Genomic DNA, 17,085 nt, shown 5'->3' with positions numbered 1-17,085 from the left:
GCGTCGAGCTCCTGGAGGTCGAGGAGCTTCAGCTGGGCGGACGGGTCGGCTTTCAGGGGGTGCTCCTGGTGTCGGGGCGCTCCGTGCGGAACGTCCAGGGGTCGGTCGATCGCGTGCTGACGCGGGTCTCCACCGTATCGCCCAGCGCCGCGCGCAGACGCTTCTCCAGCACCGGCAGCCAGGTCCACTCCGCGGCCCAGTGGGCCACGTCGACCAGGGCCGGGCCGTCGTGCTCAAGGAACTCCCCGGCCGGGTGGTGGCGCAGGTCGCTGGTGACGTAGACGTCGGCGTCGCTGCCGCGCACCCGGTCGAGCAGGAAGTCGCCGGCCCCGCCGCACAGCGCGACGCGGCGTACGACGCGGTCGGGGTCGCCGGCGACCCGCACGCCCTGGGCCGTGGCCGGCAGGGCCCGGGCGACCACGTCGGCGAAGTCGCGCAGCGTCGTCTCGGCCACCGTGCCGATCCGGCCGGTGCCGGTGAGACCGACGCCGGCGTCGACGATCTCGGCGACGTCGTAGGCGACCTCCTCGTAGGGGTGCACGGCGAGCATCGCCCCGACCACCTCGGCGCGGCGGCTGCGGGGCATGACGACCTCGATGTTGACCTCGGAGGTCACCTCGAACTGGCCCACGGTGCCGATGGCCGGGCGCGCGCCGGGCAGCGGCCGGAAGCGCCCCTCGCCCACGGAGGAGAACGACGCGTGCTCGTAGGCCCCCACCGACCCGGCGCCGGCCTCCGCCAGCGCGGCGCGCACACGGTCGGCGTCGGCGGCCGGCACGTAGACGGTGAGCTTGTCCAGCGGGGCGGCGGGCGCGGGCAAGACCGGGCGCAGGTCCTCCAGGCCCAGCGCGAGCGCCATCGCCTCCGAGACCCCGCCCGCGGCCTGGTCGGCGTTGGTGTGGGCTGCCAGCAGGGCGCAGCCGCCGCGGGCCAGGGTCATCAGCGTGCGCCCCTTGGGCGTCTCGGTGGTGAAGCCGTGCACGCCCTGGAGGAAGAGCGGGTGGTGCACGACCAGGAGGTCGGCGCCCCAGGCGACGGCGTCCTGCGCCACCTCGAGCGTCGCGTCGACGGCCAGCATCACCCGGGCCACGGGCTGCGCGGTGTCACCGTGCACGAGCCCGACACGGTCCCAGTCGTCGGCCGTGGCCGGCGGGTACCACCCGTGGAGCAGGTCGACGACGTCGCGCAGGGAGAGGGGCGAGGGCATGGGCGGGAGGCTATCCGGCGTACGCCTGGTGACGGGCATCCGACTCCTGTGCGACCGGTCCTAGGCTGGGCGCATGCCCGTCGTGAAGATCAACGCCATCTCCGTGCCGCCGCAGGCCGGTGCCGAGCTCGAGAAGCGCTTCGGGGCGGCCGCCCACCGCATGGACGGCACGCCCGGCTTCCTCGGCTTCCAGCTGCTGCGCCCCGTCGCCGGGGAGTCCCGCTACTTCGTGGTCACCCACTGGGCCGACGACGAGGCCTTCTCCGCCTGGCGCGAGGGCCAGGCCGGCGCCGTGCACGGGGGCGAGGGCGGCGAGCGCCGCGACCCCGTCTCCTCGGGCGCCGACCTGCTGGAGTTCGAGGTCGTCCTGGACGTCGCCGCCTCGTCCTGACCCGCCGGCCGAGCCCTCAGTTGACCTGGCGGTCGCGACCCTCCCAGTACGGCGCGCGCAGCTTGAACTTCTGCAGCTTGCCCGTCGCGGTGCGGGCCAGCTCGTCGCGGAACTCGATCGACGTCGGGGCCTTGTAGCCGGCCGCCTTGTCCTTGCACCACGCGATCAGCTCGGCCTCGGTGGCCTCGCCGCCGGGGGCCAGCACCACCAGCGCCTTGATCGTCTCGCCCCACTTCTCGCTGGGCACGCCGATGACGGCGACCTCGGAGACCGCGGGGTGGGAGAAGAGCACGTCCTCGACCTCGATCGAGGAGACGTTCTCGCCGCCGGTGATGATGACGTCCTTCTTGCGGTCGCTGATGGTGAGGTAGCCGTCCTCGCCGATGACACCGCCGTCACCGGTGTGGAACCAGTCGCCCGCCAGCGCCCTCGCCGACTCCTCGGGCTGCTCCCAGTAGCCCTCGAGCACGACGTTGGAGCGGGCCAGCACCTCCCCGGCCCCCTCCTCGGAGTCGTCGATGCGCAGGGTGACCCCGAGCGCGGGTGCGCCGGCGCGGGTCAGCAGACCGGCGCGCTCCTCCGTGCCGAGGTGGTCCCACTCGGCGCGCGAGCGGTTGACGGTGAGCAGCGGCGAGGTCTCGGTGAGGCCGTAGATCTGGATGAACTCCCAGCCCAGCTCCTCCTCGACCCGGGCGACGGTCTTCGTCGGCGGAGGCGCGCCGGCCATGATGATGCGCACCTTGTCGCGCCCGGGGATCTCGCCCTCCCAGTCCTGGGCGGCCTCCAGCACGGCGGCGGCCACGGCCGGGGCCGCGCACATCACCGTGACGCCGTGCTCCTCGACGCGCCGCAGGATCTCCGCGCCGTCGATCTTGCGGATCACGACCTGCTTGATGCCCAGGCCGGTGGTGGCGAAGGGCATGCCCCAGCCGTTGGCGTGGAACATCGGCAGCGTGTGGAGGTAGACGTCGCGGTCGCTGAGCGTGACGTGCATGGCGAACGTGACGGCGTTGGTCCAGATGTTGCGGTGCGTGATCTGCACGCCCTTGGGTCGCGCGGTCGTGCCCGAGGTGTAGTTGATGCAGGCCGTGGCGTTCTCGTCGTGCTCCCACGCCCGCGGCTCGGCGCCCTCGGGGGCGTAGAGGTCCTCGTCGTCGCCGAGCACGAAGCGGTGCTCCGCGGTCACCTCGCGCAGCGCCTCGTCGAGCTCGGGGTCGACGTAGAGCACCCGCGCCCCGGAGTGCTCGACGATGTACTTCACCTCGTCGGGGCGCAGCCGGAAGTTCACCGGCACCAGCACGCGACCCGATCCGGCGACGCCGAAGAACGACGTGAGCAGCCGCGAGCTGTTGTGGCTCACCACCGCGACCCGGTCGCCCACGCCGATGCCGAGCTCGTCGAGCCTCGCGGCCTGCCGGCGGGCCAGGGCGGCCATCTCGCCGTAGGTGAGGCGGCCCTCGTCCCCCAGCGGGGTCGCGGGCTGCTGCGGCTCGTCGACGGCGCCGACGCGGTCGGCGTACACCCCCTCGGCACGCTCGATGAAGTCGGCAACGCTGAACGGGACGAACATCGGACCTCCTGGCTGGTCGCCCGGCGGCACGCCGGGCGGACGAGTCTCCTGGACCCTCCTGGACGGGGAGTGACGCGGGCCACTCTAGTGAGACGAGGTCGGCTCGCCGTTGGCCCGACGCGCCGAGCGCGACGAGCGGTCGCTCCCCCGCGCCCGGTGGTCGTGCCGGAAGCAGGGCGCCGGACCGGTGGCCGGGGCTGTGGCCGGTGCGGTGGCCGGTGCGGTGGCTGGTGCGGTGGCCGGGGTCGCGAGGATGAGAACCCTCTCATCGCGGTCTCACGCCCGACCCACGATGAGGCAGGATCGTCCTCGTCATGAACATCGTGTGGAAGGTCGTCGTCGCCCTGGCGCTGCTGCTGCCCGTGGGCGGCTACGTCGCGGGCTCCCTGGCCGCCAACTCCAGTGACGGCCCGGCTCCCCGCGACCCGGTCGTGATCTCCCCGGCGGCCTCGCCCGACACCGACCCCGCCCGCGCCGCCGGCGACGACCGCGGCGGCGAGCGGTCCGACGACGAGCGCTCCGACGACCGGTCGGACGACCGCGGCGACGACTCCGACGAGCGCGGGGACGACTCCGGTGGCGTCGACGTGGTCGCGCCGCGGCCCGGCGAGGTCGACGACGACAGCGGCCCCGGCAGCGACGACGGGGACGACGACGGGGACGACGACACCGACGACGACACCGACGACGGCGGGGACGACGGGGACGACGACGGCGGGGATGACGACGACTGACGCGCCCCGCACCGCTCCCGACGCCCGACCACGCCGGTCGGGCGTCTCGGTGCGTGTGCGCATCACCGCCACCGTGGCCCTGCTCGTCGCGCTCGCGCTGACCGGCGCCGGCTTCATCGTCTACGCCATCGAGAGCCAGCGCCTCGACCGGCAGTCGGCCGAGGAGGTCGACCAGGAACTCGACGAGTTCGCCCGTCTCGTCGCCGACGGCCGCGACCCCGAGACCGGTGAGGCCTTCCCCGCGATCCGCCCGCTCATCGACCTCTTCATGGGCCGCAACGTCCCCGACGACGACGAGCTGCTGGTGGGCTGGATCGGTGACGGCCCCAAGGTGAGCTTCCCCGAGGACGACCTGGTCTACGACCCCGGCTTCCGCGCGGCCACCGCTCCCCTGGTCACCGGCGGCGGGTCGACCACCCTCGACACCGCGCAGGGCGAGGTGCTCATCGCCTCCCAGCCGATCACGCTGGCCGGCTCCGACGCGGTGGCCCCCGACGCCAGCGGGCCCTCGACCGGCGCCCTGGTCGTCGTGGTCTACCTCGACGAGGACCGCGCCGAGCTGCTCGACACCATGCGCACCTACGGCATCGTGGCGCTGCTGTCGCTGCTCGCGGTCATCGCCTTCGCCTTCTGGCAGTCGGGCCGGCTGCTGGCGCCGTTGCGCACCCTGCGGCTGACCGCCGAGGAGATCGGCGACACCGACCTGTCGCGGCGCGTGCCCGTGCGCGGCAACGACGACATCACCGCGCTCACCCTCACCGTCAACGGCATGCTCGACCGGCTCGAGGACTCCTTCGCGGGCCAGCGACGCTTCCTCGACGACGCCGGCCACGAGCTCAAGACGCCGCTCACCGTGCTCCGCGGCCACCTCGAGCTCCTCGACGTCGGCTCCCGCGAGGACGTCGAGGAGACCAAGGGCCTGCTGCTCGACGAGGTCGACCGCATGGCGCGCCTGGTCGGGGAGCTGATCCTGCTGGCCAAGAGCGACCGGCCCGACTTCGTCACCACCGGCCCGGTCCAGCTCGGCCGGCTCACCGAGGACCTGCTGTCCAAGGCCAGCGCCCTCGGTGAGCGTGCCTGGCGCCTCGACGCCGCGGCCGAGGTCGAGGTCGACCTCGACGAGCAGCGCGTCACCCAGGCGGTGCTCCAGCTGGCCGACAACGCGGTCAAGCACACCCGCCCGGGCGCGGAGGTCGCGCTGGGCTCGTCGTACGACGGGCGCGAGGTGCGGCTGTGGGTGCGCGACACCGGGCCCGGTGTGCCCGCCGGCGACCGCGAGCTGGTCTTCACCCGCTTCGGGCGCAGCGCCGTGCCCGAGGGCGACGAGGGCTTCGGGCTGGGCCTGTCGATCGTGGCCGCCATCGCGGAGGGCCACGGCGGACGCGTCGAGCTCGACGACGCCGAGCCGCACGGCGCGCGCTTCACCCTCGTCCTGCCCTCGCGCTCCCACGGCGCCCCCGACGTCACCGCGACCCGGACGCTGCCCGCCCTGCGGGCCGTGACCGGGCCCGACGGCACCACCCGCACCACCACCGGCACCGGCACCGGCACCAGCACCAGTACCGACACCGACACCCGGCCCGTGAGGGCCCTCCAGGAGGACTCGTGGCCCGCATCCTGATCGTCGAGGACGAGGCGCGCATCGCGTCGTTCGTGGCGAAGGGTCTCAAGGCCGACGGCCACCAGGCGACGGTCGTGGGCGACGGTCCCGGCGGCCTCGACCACGCCCTGAGCGGCGACTACGAGCTCATGGTGCTCGACATCGGCCTGCCCGGCATGGACGGCTTCGAGGTGCTCGACCAGCTGCGCTCCCAGGGCTCGCGGATGCCGGTCATCGTGCTCACCGCGCGCGACTCGGTGGGCGACACCGTGACCGCGCTGGAGAACGGCGCCGACGACTACATGCCCAAGCCCTTCCGCTTCGCCGAGCTCCAGGCGCGCATCCGGCTGCGCCTGCGCCAGGCCCCTGGCAACGAGGGCGGCGGGGGCCGCTCGGGCGACGTGGTCGAGGCCGGCGGGGTGGCGCTCGACGTGCGCACGCGCCGGGCCACCGTCGACGGACGCCAGGTCGACCTCTCGGCGCGCGAGTTCACCCTCGCCGAGATCTTCATGCTCAACGCCGGCCAGGTGCTCTCGCGCGAGCAGCTGCTCGACCACGTGTGGGGCTTCGACTTCGACCCCGGCTCCAACGTGGTCGACGTCTACGTCGGCTACCTGCGCAAGAAGTTCGGCGCCCCCACGATCGAGACCGTCCGGGGCATGGGCTACCGCTTCGTGCCCTGAGCCGGCCCGGCCCCCGCACGACGAGAACCGCGGCGGGGGCCCGGGGACAGGGCCTCCCGCCGCGGCGCGGTGGAGGGGGGATGCGGAGGATCGTGCGGACAGGGCGGGTACGCCGGGTCTCAGCGCACCTTCCAGCCCGCGAGCCGGGCCCGCGGCTGGGCGGCGAGCACCGGCTCGAGGGCCTCGGCCACCTCGTGGGGCAGCGGACGGTCCTCGGGCCGCTTCTCGAGGCCGGCGTAGACGATCTTGGCCACGTCGGCCGGCACGGCGTCGGGGAGCCGGTAGGGGTCCTGGGACACCTGCGGGTAGCGCACCCGCACGTCGTCGGAGGCCAGGTCCCCGTCGTCGAAGGCGCGGTAGCCGGCCACGGCCTCGAAGAGGGTCGCGGCCAGCCCCCAGACGTCGCTGGCGTGCCCGGGGGTGCCGGTGCGGGGCGGGTCGGCCTGCTCGGGGGCGAGGTAGGCGTCGGTGCCGATCACGTGGTCGAGGGTCTCGGCCGCGGCCAGCGGGCGCGCCACCGAGAGGTCGATCAGGCGCGCGGGTGCGCCCATGATGATGTTGCTCGGCTTCACGTCGAGGTGGGTCCAGCCGAGGTGGCGCAGGTAGTGCAGCGCCGAGGCGACCTCGATGCTGAGCGGCAGGTACTGCTGCGGCTGGAGCGGGCCGTAGCGGCGTACGAGCGAGGACAGGCGGGGCCCGTCGAGGTGCTCGAGCACCAGGTGGGGCCGCTCCCCCTCCAGCTCGTGGCGCAGGCCGCGGACGACGGCGGGGTGGTTGACGACGGCCAGCGCCTCGATCTCACGGCGCAGGCCGCGGATGCTCGAGCGGTCCTCGACCTTGGCCGGCCGGACGATCTTCACCACCACCGGGGCGTAGGTGATCTCGTCGAAGGCCAGGTAGGCCTCGTAGGACGACCCGCCCCCGAGCAGCCGCATCGCGGTCAGCTCGCGGGTGATCGGGTCGCCCTCGCCCAGGCCCCAGGTGCTCGGCTTGCTCATCTCGTCCCCTCCGTCGTCCGCGTGCCCGGACCGTCAGCCGCGGGTGTCGTTGCGCGAGGCGTCGTTGGTCTGGTTGGCCGAGAAGTCGCGGGTGCGGTCGCCGCCGTCGCGCGTGAAGTCCTTGGTCTTGTCGCTGCGCGAGACGTCGCGGTCGCGGCTGGCCTTGGTGAAGTTGCTGTTGGTGCCGTCGTTGGTCGACTTGCTGGCGCCGGTGTTGGTGTTGGTGTTGTCGCCGTTGGTGTCGTCGTCGCGGTTGCCCGTGTCGTCGTCATCGTCGTCGTCGACGCTCATGACGACGTCGGCGGTGTCCTCGTCGCGCTTGGCGAAGGCGTCGTCGGCGTTGGCGATCGGGGCCTGGAAGGCCAGCAGGCCGCCGGTGAGGGCGGAGGCCAGGGTGAGCGAGCCGAGGGTGGCGATCTTCTTCATGGTGCTTCCTCTCGTGGGTCCGCCGGGTGGTCCGGCGGGTGATGAGGAAGACTCTGACGGCCGGGGGTGAGGCCCCCATGAGGCTCGGATGAGGGCACTCTCATCCACGGCGGGCCGCAGGGGTGAGGCGCACCCTCCCGGCGCCGGGTCAGCGCCGGGTCGGCGCCGGGTCAGCGCCGCCAGACGGCCAGGCGCCGCGACGAGGTCGGCTCGGCCGGCGGGGAGTCGGTCTGGGCCCAGACCCGCCGCCAGGTGGCCACCTCGGGGCCCGAGGGGTCGGGGGTCTCGCCGCGGGCGGCGCGCCCCCGGGCCTCCCACCAGGTGGTGGTCTCCTCGTCGAGCAGCGCGGCCACGGCGTCGCGCACCCTTGGCGCGAAGTCGCGCACCGACTCGCCCTCGCGCGCACGCAACGGCTCGCCGAAGCGCACGGTCAGCTGGCGGCGGCCGCGGCCGGGCCACCCCTGGCCGCGCGGCATCGCCGCGAAGGTGCCCCGGTGGGCCACCGGCACGACGGGCACGCCGTGCTCGTGGGCCAGCCAGGCCGCGCCCATCCGGAAGCCCGACATCCAGCCGTCGGTCGACCGGGTGCCTTCGGGGTAGATGACCAGGCTCCAGCCGTCGGCGAGCACCTCGCCGGGCGTCGCGGTGAGCGTGCCGCCGCGCCGGTCGATCGGGAAGGTGTTGAACAGCAGCGAGGAGCCCACCGCGCGCCACCAGGTGTCGAAGAAGTAGTCGGCCGCGGCGGCCACCGCCGTGCGCCGACGCCACGCGTCGGGCAGCGAGAGCAGGATGAGCGGGGTGTCGAGGTGGGAGGCGTGGTTGGCCACGAAGATCACCGGGCCCTCGACCCGCTCGAGCACGTCGAGGCCCTCCACGCGCGTGCGCACCTGGCTGCGGAAGAGCGGCTCCAGCCCGCCGCGCTGCGCCACCTCGCGGGCGGCCACGGCCGAGGGCCGGCGCGACCAGTCGGAGGGGAACACACGCGAGCGCGCCGCGGGCACGTAGGGCTCGGCCGAGCGCGGCACCTGCGCCCGCCTCCCCCAGCGCCAGCCGCGCGCCGTGCGGCGTACGTCGTCGACACCCTCGCTGACGAAACCCATCGCTGCCTCCCTCGCCCCGCTGCTCAGACCCGCACGTCGGCGACGAGGTGGGGCGGGTTGTGGAGGTAGGTGATCGACGGGCTCGAGCCCACCGAGCCCGACACCATCTCGAGGGCGTCGGCCAGCGTCGAGGCGGCGCGGAAGCCCAGCCGCGCGGCGACCCGGCGGTCGCCACCGACCCAGACGACGTCGCCGACGTGGTCCATCGCGTGCGCCGCCCAGTACCACATGTAGAACGGGTGGACGCCGTGGTAGGCGTGCGAGGTGCGGTAGAGGTGGCGGTACCAGTCGTCCTCGGCGAACTGCCGCTCGTACTTCTCCGAGAGCACCACGGGATCGGTCGTCTCGGAGAGCACCTCCTCGTAGAAGTCGACGTAGGAGGGGTGGTGCAGCTGGTTGAAGCCCTCGTCGAGGGGGTGGTAGAGGATGACCGCGCCGCCGCGGCGGACCACCGGGTGGTTGCGGTAGGAGTTGAAGTAGTAGCCCAGACCCATGCACGTGGCGAGCACGGGGTTCATCGAGCTGCCGACGTTGTAGGGGCCCAGGAACGGCACCCCGAGCACGAGCACGTCGGAGGCCCCGTCGACCTCCACCAGCTGCTGGCGGTGCACCCGCTCCAGGGTCTTCTCGTGGACCTCCTCGACCTCGCCGGCGGCGATGCCGGTCAGGCCGTAGGGCGCACGCAGGTCGTGGAAGATCTTGTGCCGCAGCTTCGCGGGGGCGAGCGCCAGGCCGCGGCGGGCCGCGAGCATCGAGGCCTGGTCGCGCAGCGACCACTCCCACTCGCGCTTCATGAGGAAGTCGAAGGGCGCCGGGAAGACCTGGTTGTCGAGCGTGGTCTCGATCTGGAAGACCGCCACGTGCTCCTTGATCACCCGCCCGATGCGCCACGCCGAGTGGTGCATCGCCGACTTCTCGTGGTCCATGAAGGAGCGCGAGTGCACCATCGTGCGCGGGTTGTGGTGGTGGCGCAGCGAGCGGTAGGAGGCCAGGCCGATGCCGACCGACTTGTGCCCTCCGTCCATGGCCACGAGGTTGACGTTGACGTAGACCAGCAGGTCGGACTCCGCGGCCCGCTTGCTGATCTCGATGTCCTCGCCCTCGTCGGTGGTGCCGAGGTGGGTGAGGTTGTCGCGGTCCTCGGCGTCGAAGTTGTAGAGCTTGCCCTGGGGGTGGAAGGAGCGGAAGACGCGCTCGCCGACGATGTGGCGCAGCTCCGCGGTCGTCATCCGGCGGTGCAGGGCGTTGGCGGCGATGATCTCGACGTCGTCGACGCCGGCCTCCGCGGCGAGGGTGAGCACCTGCTCGATCACCCGCTGGCGGATGTCGGGGGCGCGCATCGGGGGCAGCGGCAGCGAGACGTCGTCGAAGGCGAGGGTCAGCCGCATGCCCGGGAAGAGGCGCTCGGGCAGCGGGTCGGAGCCGAGCGGGTGGAGCAGGGCGTCGGTGATCGCGGCCTCGACGTCGCGCACGGCCGGCAGCGACTCGGGCGGGTAGACCACGCGCGTGCCCTGCGGGAAGTCCTCGAGCCGGAAGCCGAGGCCCTCGTGCACGAGGAGCGGAGGCGTGCGGTCGTCGACCTCCAGGACGAATCCGGGACGGGGCACTAGTCGGTTCTCCTCGGGTCGAAGGCCACCTTGACCGTGCCGAGACGGCCGGCGGCGTGGGCGTGGTCGAGAGCTTCTCGCCAGCGGTGGAGCGGGTAGGTCGCGACCGACCCGGCGATGCGGGCGACGGCGTCGTGGGCGGCGAGGTCGGCGGCGAGGTCGAACGCCGCGCGTCCGGCCCGCGCACCGCCCTCGGCCCCGTGCAGGGGCTCGCGGGCGGCTGAGGCGTAGGTGCCGACCAGCTCCAGCTCGCGGAACCACGCCGCCGACAGGTCGGCCGCGGCGGGCATGCCCGAGAGCACGACCCGCCCGCCGGCGCGGGTGGACTGCAGCGCCGTCTCGAGCGAGCCGCGGGAGCCGACCGCGTCGATCGCCACGTCGACGCCGCCGAGCAGGTAGGGCGCGTGCAGCTGCGGGCTGACCTGGAAGGCCCCCGTCGTACGCCGCACCCGGCGCAGCACCTCGCGGGGCGCGACCACGTCGGTGGCTCCCAGCGCCAGGGCCAGCTCGCGCTGGTGGGGGTGCTTGGCCACGACCGTGACGTGCCCGGCGGGCGTGAGCTCGCGCAGGGCGAGCGTGGCGAAGAGCCCGACCGCGCCGGCGCCGCTGACCAGCACCCGGTCGCCGGAGGACACGCCGGCGCGCAGCGCGGTGTGGACCGCGCAGGCCAGCGGCTCGAGCAGCAGTGCCTGGTGGTCGTCGAGGCCCTCGGCCACGGGGTGCAGCTGGCTGCGGTGGGCCACCAGCTGCTGGCCCCAGCCGCCGCCGGTGTCGCGGCAGAAGCCGGTCTGCAGCCCGGGCGCGAGGTGGCCGACGGTGATGCGCGAGCAGCGGTTGGTCGCGCCCACCCGGCAGGCCTCGCACGGCTCGACGCCCCGGGTGGCGCAGGCCAGGACCGGATCGAGCACCACGCGCGTGCCGGCGGGCAGGTCCTCGCAGTCGTCGAGCAGCTCGGCGACGACCTCATGACCGGGCACGAACGGCAGCGAGGACACCGCGGAGAAGTAGAGGCTCGTGCGCCCCGAGAGCGCGCCGAGGTCGGAGCCGCAGATGCCGGAGACGCGGGTGCGGAGCCGGGCCCAGCCGGGGCGGTCCACACGCGGCGCCTCGCGAGTGACCAGTCGCAGCGGGGCGGCGAAGCCCGACAGCAGTCCGGGCACGCGTCCACCGACCGCGCGGCCGGCCACGTGGCGCGGCAGCGAGCGGAACATCTCCAGCGCGAGCATCACCGGCGGCCTCCCGCGGGGTTGAGCGAGCGACCGGCCGAGGCGGGGCTGGCCCAGTCGACGATGCTCCAGCCCTGACGACGCGCGTGGCGGTAGAGCGGGACGTCGGGCCGCACGGCGACGGGGTTGCCGACGGCGGCCAGCAGCGGCAGGTCGGAGTGGGAGTCGGCGTAGGCGTAGGAGGCCGCCAGGTCGACGTCGTGCTGGGCGGCCCACGCCTGCATGAAGGCGGCGCGCGACTCCCCCACCAGCGGGGAGGACGCGAGGTGGCCGGTGCAGCGGCCCTGGTCGTCGACCACGAGGTCGACGGCCTCGACGTGGTCGAAGAGCGGCGCGAGCGGGCGGGTGAGCGGACGCACGGCCCCGGTGATGAGGACCGTGCGGTGACCCGCACGGCGGTGCTCGCGGATCCGGCGCGCCGCCTCGGGCGAGAGCCGGGCCAGCACGTGGTCGGTGAGCAGCTCGTCGGCGACCCGGTCGAGGGCGGCGCGGTCGGCGCCCTCGTAGTCGCGGTAGACCGCGCGCAGGAAGTCCCCGCGCTGGCGTCGCTCGGCGCGCAGCAGGCCGGGCACCCGGCCGAGCACGCGGCCCAGCTCCCCGGCGCGCTCTCCGGCCGAGAGCTCCTGCAGGCGCATCCACAGGTAGGTCTCGACCACGTTGGAGGACAGCAGCGTGCCGTCCATGTCGAAGAACGCCGCGACCCCCGGGGTGCCTGCTCCCTCCGCAGCCGGCACGGGGCGCAGGCCGCCGGCGCGCGCCGGGGTGGTCCGGGCGCGGCGGGCACGGATCTCGTCGAGGCGTCGGATCGGGGCCGTCACCGCGGGGCAGTGGATGTCCTCGACGTAGACCCGCCAGTCGACGGCGGCGGTGTCGAAGGCGAACCGCTCCTGGTCGGCCGCCGACAGGGAGAGCCGCAGCGCGGTGGTGCGCTCGTCGGGGAAGCGCAGGTCGGCCTGGGCGTACTCCTGGTAGAGGTCGAGGTAGCGCCGCAGGAACTCCAGGCGCTGCCTCTGCTGCTCCAGCCGGCGGGCCAGGTCGCGGGTGCGGTCGCTGCGCGGGGCGCGACCCACGACCGACTCCGCGACGCGGTGGGCGCGCTCGCTGGTGGTCAGCAGCCGCTCGACGGCCGAGGCACCGGGGAAGCGCCAGTCGGGCAGCGGGCTCGCGCCCCGCGACCCGGCCTGGAAGGGGTGGGCGTCGAAGTAGGCGCGCACGTGCTCGTAGAGCCGGCGGAAGGTGAGCGGGTTGCGGTGGCCCGAGGAGACGTGGAACCAGGCCGGCTCCCCCGCGGCCGGCGGGTGCGCCAGCACCGCGACCAGGGTCGCCACCACGTGGTCGACGGGCACGATGTCGACGATGGTGTCGGCCGCGGCGGGGAACTCCGGGAGCTCTCCGCGGCCGTAGGCGAGGATCAGCGGCTCGGCCATCTTGAAGCCCTCGATCCAGCCCGGGTGGGGGCTGGCGAGCGCCGACTCGATGATGCTGGGTCGCACCACCGACACCGGGTGGGTGCGGGCGTGCTGCTCCACGACGCGCTCGCCGAGGGCCTTGGTGAAGGTGTAGCAGTCGGTCCAGCCCAGGCTGCGGGCCCGCTCGCTGCCCACGCGGACCAGCTCGTCCTTGACCCACTGCCGCCGCGCCGCCTCGCTGGCCGCGGCCGCCGTGAGCAGCCCCGCGCGCCCGTGCTCGCGCTCGGCGCGCCGCCGCTGGGCCTCGAGCCGGTCGGCGTCGCGCGAGCGCCGCTCGAGCTCCCCGCGCTGGGCCAGCCCCCACGTCAGCTCGGCCTCGAGGTCGACGTCGTGGGCCACCGGCCCCTCGGGCACCGTGCCGCTGCGCCGCCCGGAGACGTAGGCGGTGGAGACGTGGACGTAGTGCACGGCACGGCCGTCGCCGCGCTCCTCGGCCTCGCGGAGCCGGGCGAGCAGGTCGCGCGTGCCGACGACGTTGGTGGTGAAGGCCGCGTCGACCGGCGGGTCGAAGGACACGTCGCCCGCGCAGTGGACGACCGCGTCGAGGTCGTCGGGCAGCGCGGGCACGTCGGAGAGGTCACCGGCCACGACACCGACGCGCGCGGCCAGCAGGGGCTCCACCCCGCCGGCGACCTCGACCGCCGGGGCGAAGACCGGCTTGCCCAGCAGCGTCGCGACCCTCGCGGCCGCGGACGTCGAGCCCTTGGGGCGCACGAGCACGCTGACCCGGACGTCGGGCACCTCGACCAGCAGCAGCCGCAGCAGGGCCTCGCCGACGAAGCCGGTGACCCCCGTCAGCAGGACGTGGCGACCGGCGAGGCGCTCGGCGACGCCCGGCCCGGATCCGGTTGCTGCCACGCTGCGTCCTCCGTCGCCGCTCGCCGTGCTGGTCTGTCGTGGGTGCGGGGCCGATTGTGCCCCGTCCCACCGACACCCGTCGGCGGGGGTCCACACCGTGGGGGCACACGACGACGGCCGCCCCGGGTGGACCGGGACGGCCGTCGTACGTCGTGCACGCGCCCGCACGGGCGCCGTGGTCGCGCAGGAGCGCTCAGGCTCCGGGCCACTCCGCGGTGGCGACGGACCCGCCGGGGACCTCGACGGTCAGGACGATGTCGGTCGTGTCCTTGATGTAGAGGTCGTAGGAGCCCCCGACGAGGTCGGGGTAGACCAGCGAGGGCACCGAGCCCCCGCCGGGCACCGGACGGGCGACGACCGCGACGTGCGGGTGCCTCCCGTGGCCGTGACCGTGACCGTGACCGTGGCCATGACCGTGGTCGTGGTCGTGGTCGTGCGGGTGGTCGGCCGGCTCGTCGAAGTCGGCGCCGACCGGCTTGATCTCCACCTCCACGTCGAGCATCGACGCCGGCATGGTGACCACCAGGGCCCCGACGTCACCCCCGATGTCGAGCAGGACCGAGCCCTGCCCGGCGTGCGGGTTCTCGACCGACGCGGGGGTGGTCACGAGGCCTGCGTGGTGCCGGGCTCGGTCTGATAGCCGCCGCCGGGCAGGCCCAGGAACGGGAACCGGTCGAGCAGCGGCGCGTTGGTGTTGCTGGTGCCGTCGGTGAGGGCACCGGCGGCCGCGTCGGGCTCGTAGGACGGGTCGACCAGCGGGATCGTGGCACCGGCCACGGCCCGCAGCTCGATGGCCACCACGTCGTCGCCGAGGCGACGGCCGTTGGGGAAGCCCGCGGCGTCGCCGGCCACGAGGCCGATCGGGTTCTCGTCGGCCGGAGCCGTCGGGGGCACCGCCACGTTGAGGCGCAGCATGTCGGCCTTGACCGGCCCGGTGTAGTTCTGGAAGCCGGGCACGACACCCTCGGGGATGCCGGTCAGCAGGATCGCGTCGAGGTCGGCGCGCGGCTTGTCGTAGGCCGCCAGGTTGGGGAAGACCCCCGGGTAGAGCGCCGGGAGCAGCCCCTGCAGCTCGGGCTTGGCGACGTACTTGGCGAAGCGCTTGTCGGCGGTGACCGGGCTGGCGTTCCAGTTGTCCTTCTCGGCCATCGGCACGATGACCTCGTTGAACAGCGGGTTGCCCAGGCGCGAGACCTGCTGCCACGGGCCCATGCCGGTGTACTTGCCCTGGTTGGCGTTCCACATCCGCGACTTGCGGCGGCTGGCGGTGGCCCACACGCCGATGACGGACTTGGGGTCCATCACGTCGTCGGGCTTGGAGCCGTCACGGGTCAGCTCGGTGATGTTCACCTGCAGCGCGATGGTGTGCACGTTGTAGGACTGCACCGAGTTGACGCCGTTCATCTCCGGCATAGAGATGACGTGGGCCTCGTTGAAGGGGCGCAGGGCGCCGAGGTCGAAGATGCTGCCCAGGTCGACGTGGAAGGCGTCGGCGCGCTGGCCCGCGAAGACCTTGCGACCGTTGCCGAGGCGGTGGGTGGCCTGGTCGGCGAGGTCGCCGTAGTTGGGCGTGCTGCGCGGACCCACGTTGACCGGGGGCACGGGCAGGTTGCGCCCGATGACCTGCTTGCGACCGCCCTGCACCTTCATCACGGTGTAGAACTGCGGGCGGTTCCAGGCCTCGTCGGAGATGTCGGTGATCTGGCCGGTGTTGTAGAGGAACGTCTTGGGGTTGCGCACCTGGGTCCGGAAGCGGAACTGGTAGGTGATGTCGGGCTCCGACGTGCCCTTGTTGGAGACGTGGATCTCGTACTGCACGTCGTCGGCGAACTCGTAGAAGTTCGGGCCGCCGTTGGGCTGCTGCAGCGGGATGAAGTTCGCGATCAGGATGACCTTGTTCGGGTTCTCCGGGCTCACGAACGCGTAGGTGTCGGTGCCGTCGGCCGCGGGGTCCTTGGCGATCTCCGGTGCTTCGCGGTGCGACGACATCAGTTGCCCCCTGCTGCGTTGAGGATGCGGGTGACGAGGTCGCGGTCGCGGACCTCGATCTCGCGCTCGCCGACGAGGATCGTCAGTCGGTCGGAGCGGTGGTTCTCGACGTAGGCCACGACGGCCTCCTTCGCGGTGCCCGGACGCGGGCGGGCGGCCGCGGCGCTGCCGCCGGTCGCCAGGGTGACGCCGCCGGCCACGGCGGTCGCCGCGGTGCCGGCTCCGGCCGCGGCGATGAACTTCCTTCTGCTGGTGTCGCTCATGCGAAAGCCCCTCCATAGGGATCCAGTCGCCTCGTGTGAGGCAGGCCACTACGGGTTCGGAGCCCTCGCCGTGCCGGATGGGACCGGACCGGCACCAGTTCCGACCGGTCTGGTCCGGAGGGCGGCGACCGGCCGGCGCCGGTCTCGTCTAGTCTGTGCCCGCCTCGGTGCGACCGGGGCGCGGGGGCGTATAGCTCAGCGGTAGAGCAGCTCGCTTACAACGAGCAGGTCGGGGGTTCGATCCCCTCTGCGCCCACCAGCCCCGACCCGGTCAACACCCGGTCACGGCCGGCCCGCGCGCTCAGCCGCCGAAGACCGCCCGGCCCCGCGTGGCCGACGTGCCGAGGTCGCTGACCGGCAGGGCCTCCCCCGCGGCGACGGCCGCGGCCCAGTCACCCGTCGTGGCCACGGCCGCGAGGTTGGAGTGCAGCAGCACCATCAGGGTGGCGTGCAGCTGCTCGGCCGAGACCTCGCCGGCCTCGTTGGCCAGGTGGATGGCGCCCGTGGCGTCGGAGAGGACCTCGGCCGTGAGGCCGAGCTCCTCGGCGCCGACGGCGGTGGCGAGGTCGCAGTTGTTGGTCATGTAGCCGACGATCGTCACGGTGTCGACGTCACGCTCGCCCAGCCAGGCGGCCACGTCGGTGCCGGCGAAGACGCTCGCCTTGTCCTTGGTGGCGCGCAGCCACGACGGGTCGAGCCGGCGCTCGACCTCAGGGTGCAGCGACCAGCTCCGACTGCCCACGGCGAAGACGGGCGCGCCCTCGGGCAGCTCGTGCTGCACGACGACGACCGGCAGGTCGGCGTCCGCGGCCGTGTCGAGGGCTGCGAGCACCTGGGAGAGGGTGCGGTCGCGCTCAGGGGCCTGGATCGCGAGCACTCCCTCGAAGTACTCCTGCTGGACGTCGACGACGACGAGGGCGCGGCGGGGGTGGGTCATGGTCTCTCCTCGGTGCTGCGGGGGCGA

The 17,085-nt window shown here is 73.8% G+C and carries 16 protein-coding genes and 1 tRNA gene; 5 read left to right on the top strand and 12 right to left on the bottom strand.

Features of this window, described 5'->3' with window-relative positions; translation table 11 throughout:
• Window positions 1-52: 52 nt before the first annotated feature.
• Window positions 53-1,207 carry a Nif3-like dinuclear metal center hexameric protein gene (locus tag ASF50_RS07535; protein WP_056903940.1) on the bottom strand — a complete coding sequence of 385 codons (1,155 nt, stop codon included), beginning with the start codon at window positions 1,205-1,207 and terminating at the stop codon, window positions 53-55.
• 73 nt (window positions 1,208-1,280) lie between these two features.
• On the opposite strand from ASF50_RS07535, the gene ASF50_RS07530 reads away from it, so the two are divergent.
• Window positions 1,281-1,598, top strand: a complete 318-nt coding sequence (locus tag ASF50_RS07530) for an antibiotic biosynthesis monooxygenase family protein (RefSeq protein ID WP_056864266.1) — start codon at window positions 1,281-1,283, stop codon at window positions 1,596-1,598.
• Between the two features lie 16 nt (window positions 1,599-1,614).
• On the opposite strand, the gene ASF50_RS07525 is transcribed toward ASF50_RS07530, so the two are convergent.
• Window positions 1,615-3,168, bottom strand: a complete 1,554-nt coding sequence (locus ASF50_RS07525; RefSeq protein ID WP_056903939.1) for an AMP-binding protein — start codon at window positions 3,166-3,168, stop codon at window positions 1,615-1,617.
• Between the two features lie 314 nt (window positions 3,169-3,482).
• On the opposite strand from ASF50_RS07525, the gene ASF50_RS07520 reads away from it, so the two are divergent.
• The 3 genes from ASF50_RS07520 to ASF50_RS07510 are packed head-to-tail and all read left to right on the top strand — an operon-like array spanning window position 3,483 to window position 6,185.
• Window positions 3,483-3,902, top strand: a complete 420-nt coding sequence (locus ASF50_RS07520) for a hypothetical protein (RefSeq protein WP_056903938.1) — start codon at window positions 3,483-3,485, stop codon at window positions 3,900-3,902.
• Window positions 3,889-5,523 (top strand): sensor histidine kinase, encoded by a 1,635-nt coding sequence (locus tag ASF50_RS07515; RefSeq protein ID WP_200920044.1) that lies wholly within the window; start codon window positions 3,889-3,891, stop codon window positions 5,521-5,523. The genes ASF50_RS07520 and ASF50_RS07515 overlap by 14 nt, the downstream gene beginning before the upstream one ends.
• The gene (locus ASF50_RS07510) at window positions 5,508-6,185 is read left to right on the top strand and encodes a response regulator transcription factor (protein WP_056864264.1); all 678 of its coding nucleotides are present in this window, start codon (window positions 5,508-5,510) and stop codon (window positions 6,183-6,185) included. The genes ASF50_RS07515 and ASF50_RS07510 overlap by 16 nt, the downstream gene beginning before the upstream one ends.
• Window positions 6,186-6,304: 119 nt before the next feature.
• Here the strand turns inward: ASF50_RS07510 and ASF50_RS07505 are convergent, their stop codons facing one another.
• From ASF50_RS07505 to ASF50_RS07465, 9 genes are all read right to left on the bottom strand, one after another.
• On the bottom strand, window positions 6,305-7,183 hold the full coding sequence (locus ASF50_RS07505; RefSeq protein WP_056903937.1) for a serine/threonine-protein kinase: 879 nt from the start codon (window positions 7,181-7,183) through the stop codon (window positions 6,305-6,307).
• Window positions 7,184-7,216: 33 nt separating this feature from the next.
• Window positions 7,217-7,609, bottom strand: coding sequence for a hypothetical protein (locus ASF50_RS07500; protein WP_056903936.1), 393 nt, complete (start codon window positions 7,607-7,609; stop codon window positions 7,217-7,219).
• Window positions 7,610-7,779: 170 nt separating this feature from the next.
• The gene (locus ASF50_RS07495; protein WP_056864261.1) at window positions 7,780-8,709 is read right to left on the bottom strand and encodes a lysophospholipid acyltransferase family protein; all 930 of its coding nucleotides are present in this window, start codon (window positions 8,707-8,709) and stop codon (window positions 7,780-7,782) included.
• A gap of 23 nt (window positions 8,710-8,732) precedes the next feature.
• Complete coding sequence (locus ASF50_RS07490; protein ID WP_056864260.1) at window positions 8,733-10,316, bottom strand: lactate racemase domain-containing protein; 1,584 nt, start codon at window positions 10,314-10,316, stop codon at window positions 8,733-8,735.
• Window positions 10,316-11,542: a zinc-dependent alcohol dehydrogenase gene (locus ASF50_RS07485; RefSeq protein WP_056904283.1), complete on the bottom strand. Its 1,227-nt coding sequence runs from the start codon at window positions 11,540-11,542 to the stop codon at window positions 10,316-10,318. Before ASF50_RS07485 ends, ASF50_RS07490 begins: the two co-directional genes overlap by 1 nt.
• Complete coding sequence (locus ASF50_RS07480) at window positions 11,542-13,869, bottom strand: HAD-IB family hydrolase (RefSeq protein WP_056903935.1); 2,328 nt, start codon at window positions 13,867-13,869, stop codon at window positions 11,542-11,544. Before ASF50_RS07480 ends, ASF50_RS07485 begins: the two co-directional genes overlap by 1 nt.
• A 193-nt stretch (window positions 13,870-14,062) precedes the next feature.
• Window positions 14,063-14,476 carry a hypothetical protein gene (locus tag ASF50_RS07475; RefSeq protein WP_056903934.1) on the bottom strand — a complete coding sequence of 138 codons (414 nt, stop codon included), beginning with the start codon at window positions 14,474-14,476 and terminating at the stop codon, window positions 14,063-14,065.
• Entirely contained in the window at window positions 14,473-15,858 is a 1,386-nt protein-coding gene (locus ASF50_RS07470) for a DUF4331 domain-containing protein (RefSeq protein WP_056864257.1), read from the bottom strand. Before ASF50_RS07470 ends, ASF50_RS07475 begins: the two co-directional genes overlap by 4 nt.
• On the bottom strand, window positions 15,858-16,121 hold the full coding sequence (locus tag ASF50_RS07465) for a hypothetical protein (RefSeq protein WP_056864256.1): 264 nt from the start codon (window positions 16,119-16,121) through the stop codon (window positions 15,858-15,860). The genes ASF50_RS07470 and ASF50_RS07465 overlap by 1 nt, the downstream gene beginning before the upstream one ends.
• Before the next feature lie 184 nt (window positions 16,122-16,305).
• Here ASF50_RS07465 and ASF50_RS07460 point away from each other — a divergent pair.
• Window positions 16,306-16,380, top strand: a tRNA-Val gene (locus ASF50_RS07460).
• Window positions 16,381-16,422: 42 nt separating this feature from the next.
• On the opposite strand, the gene ASF50_RS07455 is transcribed toward ASF50_RS07460, so the two are convergent.
• A complete protein-coding gene (locus ASF50_RS07455) occupies window positions 16,423-17,058 on the bottom strand; it encodes an isochorismatase family protein (protein WP_056903933.1) in 636 nt (211 codons plus the stop codon).
• Window positions 17,059-17,085 lie beyond the last annotated feature (27 nt).

This window comes from Nocardioides sp. Leaf307, assembly GCF_001423135.1.
In the GTDB taxonomy this organism is placed as follows: domain Bacteria; phylum Actinomycetota; class Actinomycetes; order Propionibacteriales; family Nocardioidaceae; genus Nocardioides; species Nocardioides kribbensis.
Note: the sequence above shows the minus strand (reverse complement) of the source record. Positions and strands in the feature narration are given on the sequence as shown.

Bases quoted from the DNA above. Each gene is read 5' to 3' on its own strand.
- ASF50_RS07455 (WP_056903933.1), bottom strand. From the start codon at position 17,058: ATGACCCACCCCCGCCGCGCCCTCGTCGTCGTCGACGTCCAGCAGGAG.
- ASF50_RS07535 (WP_056903940.1), bottom strand. From the start codon at position 1,207: ATGCCCTCGCCCCTCTCCCTGCGCGACGTCGTCGACCTGCTCCACGGG.
- ASF50_RS07520 (WP_056903938.1), top strand. From the start codon at position 3,483: ATGAACATCGTGTGGAAGGTCGTCGTCGCCCTGGCGCTGCTGCTGCCC.
- ASF50_RS07495 (WP_056864261.1), bottom strand. From the start codon at position 8,709: ATGGGTTTCGTCAGCGAGGGTGTCGACGACGTACGCCGCACGGCGCGC.
- ASF50_RS07515 (WP_200920044.1), top strand. From the start codon at position 3,889: ATGACGACGACTGACGCGCCCCGCACCGCTCCCGACGCCCGACCACGC.
- ASF50_RS07465 (WP_056864256.1), bottom strand. From the start codon at position 16,121: ATGAGCGACACCAGCAGAAGGAAGTTCATCGCCGCGGCCGGAGCCGGC.
- ASF50_RS07470 (WP_056864257.1), bottom strand. From the start codon at position 15,858: ATGTCGTCGCACCGCGAAGCACCGGAGATCGCCAAGGACCCCGCGGCC.
- ASF50_RS07530 (WP_056864266.1), top strand. From the start codon at position 1,281: ATGCCCGTCGTGAAGATCAACGCCATCTCCGTGCCGCCGCAGGCCGGT.
- ASF50_RS07505 (WP_056903937.1), bottom strand. From the start codon at position 7,183: ATGAGCAAGCCGAGCACCTGGGGCCTGGGCGAGGGCGACCCGATCACC.
- ASF50_RS07525 (WP_056903939.1), bottom strand. From the start codon at position 3,168: ATGTTCGTCCCGTTCAGCGTTGCCGACTTCATCGAGCGTGCCGAGGGG.
- ASF50_RS07485 (WP_056904283.1), bottom strand. From the start codon at position 11,542: ATGCTCGCGCTGGAGATGTTCCGCTCGCTGCCGCGCCACGTGGCCGGC.
- ASF50_RS07500 (WP_056903936.1), bottom strand. From the start codon at position 7,609: ATGAAGAAGATCGCCACCCTCGGCTCGCTCACCCTGGCCTCCGCCCTC.